The following is a 2,464-nucleotide window of genomic DNA, read 5'->3' on the forward strand; positions in this document are numbered from 1 at the left end:
CCAAAGAGATTTTCCGCAGTCTCTTCTGATTCTGACAGGCAGTACATCTACCAGGAAGCGCAAAACGTGCTTACGATGTACTCTCTTCTTGTCTATTACACCTACAGCCAGAACACCTCGTTTAGAAAGGCAATTGACTCAAACAAGGAGTTCAGGTCCAATTTTGCCATGATTAAAAAATGGCTTGAGCAAAACAACGGAAAACAGATAGCCGAAAGCTTTGTAGGCACGCTCAAAGCGCAGGTTGCTGCATCGGCGTAAAAACAGAATTTAAACAAGAAAACTGAAAAAACAAGCAAAACCTAGAAACAAATGCGCAAAATGTTATTGATGAAAAGGAGGCGATGAAATGTTCATATTCCAGGCAACAATGCAAAAGCAGGACCCGACTGCAAACAAGTCGTGGTATGAAAAAGCAGCAGAATTTGTGCCAATCGCAGGCACAATAATCGCCGGCAAGGATGCATACCAATACTTCAAGAACGGTGATTATGCCAAGGGTTCGATGATGACTACAGCTGCCCTGGTTTCAGCCGGATGCGATGTGTTGATGTTCACGGGAGTTTTTACTGCAGCCGGAGCTGCAGGCAAAATTACAGTTGGAAATGCGATGAGGGAGCTTGTTGGCGTGGGGGCAAAGACTGGCAACTATATACTTACGAAAAATGTCTCAAGAAGAGATCTTGGAAAGGCCGCAAAGCAGCTTGTCGGCGAGGCGCGGGCAGGGGCAAGTGCTGCAGAGGAACTAACACACATGCCGCGCCTTGGAACAACCAAATACGCATTCAACCAAGCAGCTACACTTGCTGCAGGCGCTAAAGCAGCGGCTACTCGGGCAGCGGGAATTAAGGTCGGCGCATCTGTCCCTGCAATGCGCAAATCGGTGGGCGCTCTAATACGACAGAATGCAACTGTGCAAAATTCGCTCAATCAATCAGTTGGTTACATACTTCGCGGCTCAGTATGGGCCAACACGGTGGGCGGCTATGGGCTTGAGCTTGGAGTAAGGAAGGGAATGCCATCTGGGTATGATTATTTTGAAAAGCAACAGTGCCAGCCGACAACACCGGAGTCTCCAAGCCGCATGAGAAACGTGATACAACAGTAACTCCAATAGCCCCAGTTGACTCTGCAAAGAAAAAAGCAGATGATATAATGAAGCTGTTCTGATGAGTTAGAAGCTCAAAAATAACCATTAAAAAAAATCAGGTGATTTGAATGATGCTTGAGGAGCTGAGAGTCTCCTTTAAAGGCGTGCCAGGTCTTGTATCTCCACCGGCTTTTGCCCCAGTGTCTGATCCTGCACAATTAGCTGAGATGAACAATGCTGCAGTAAATTGCTGCAAGGCTGCAACCATCTGGAAAAATTTTGGCAATGTTCTCTCCAGCATATCAGCAACAATAACATCGGGAGACCATGCAACTGCAATCAACACCATTAGTGGATACAATGATGCAAGCGGGACCCGCGTCCCTGGTGTGATAGATAAGCTTGGTTCACCGGCATATTTTTCAAAACCTGCTGATCAGTCTCGTTCAGAGGCATCCTACAACTCACTAGTTTTGCCAACAAACCTTATGGCGCTTTTAGATCTGGTTTCCCAATCGCTTACAACAGGTAATGCATCCGCTGCAAACGTGTATTTGAGGGTAGCCAAAGATGTCCAAGAACTATATTACATCACAAACCGTCTTGCATATAACCTGGCTAAGGGAAGCATGCCAAACGCAAGTTTTGACATTACGGATCTTGAAAGGAATCTGGCTGCGAATTTCAGGCAGGTTGGCGATGATGCAACATCTTTTATCTCCAAACTTTCTACTGCAATAACAAGTATCAGACAGGGCATTGTTTCTGGCAAAAGCTACGATGCGCTTAGCGTTTCTGGCTCACTTCTTTTCGGGCTTGGGAAAGCCATCACCGAAACTGATCCAACCACCAGTACCACAGCATTATCCATCGACAGGTTTCTTTTGAACAATAAGGCATACCAAGATGCAATTACTGGCACCACCCCCGGTACTGGGGGTCCTGTAACAACACCGGGTGCAGGATATGACTTGATACACAAAAAGGCATTTGAAAAGCTTCTTGAGGCAAACTCGGCCTTTGCAAGCCTTGAGCGCAACAAGCTAATAGACTCGTTTGAGAGGGCCTACTACGATATCTTCAAAGGGGCCGGACGTGTTACGGAGAGTGCGACAGTCAAGAAGGCAAGGGAGATGCTTTTTGTTGACGGCGCAAATATTTCCGATGCGGCTGTCCTTGAAAAGCTTGGGCTTTTGACCCAGATGTACTTTGAGCTTGGGATAAAAACTTCAAGGAACATCATTGCAAAATCCGACGATGAGGACCAGCTAAAAACCCTTCTTGGGAGAAAATACGAGGACATTACTAATAAGTTTGGGGCAATCTGGGGTGCAGCCGCAATAGTAAATGAAGATACGCAGCTCCAACAAGACA

The 2,464-nt window shown here is 46.4% G+C and carries 2 protein-coding genes; both read left to right on the forward strand.

Annotated elements, in window-relative coordinates; all coding sequences use genetic code 11:
* The first annotated feature begins 349 nt into the window (after positions 1-349).
* A complete protein-coding gene (locus FJZ26_05535; GenBank protein ID MBM3229869.1) occupies positions 350-1,108 on the forward strand; it encodes a hypothetical protein in 759 nt (252 codons plus the stop codon).
* 110 nt (positions 1,109-1,218) lie between these two features.
* A partial coding sequence (locus tag FJZ26_05540) for a hypothetical protein (GenBank protein ID MBM3229870.1) occupies positions 1,219-2,464 on the forward strand: 1,246 nt, incomplete at its 3' end.

This window comes from Candidatus Parvarchaeota archaeon, from assembly GCA_016866895.1.
Taxonomy (GTDB): domain Archaea; phylum Micrarchaeota; class Micrarchaeia; order Anstonellales; family VGKX01; genus VGKX01.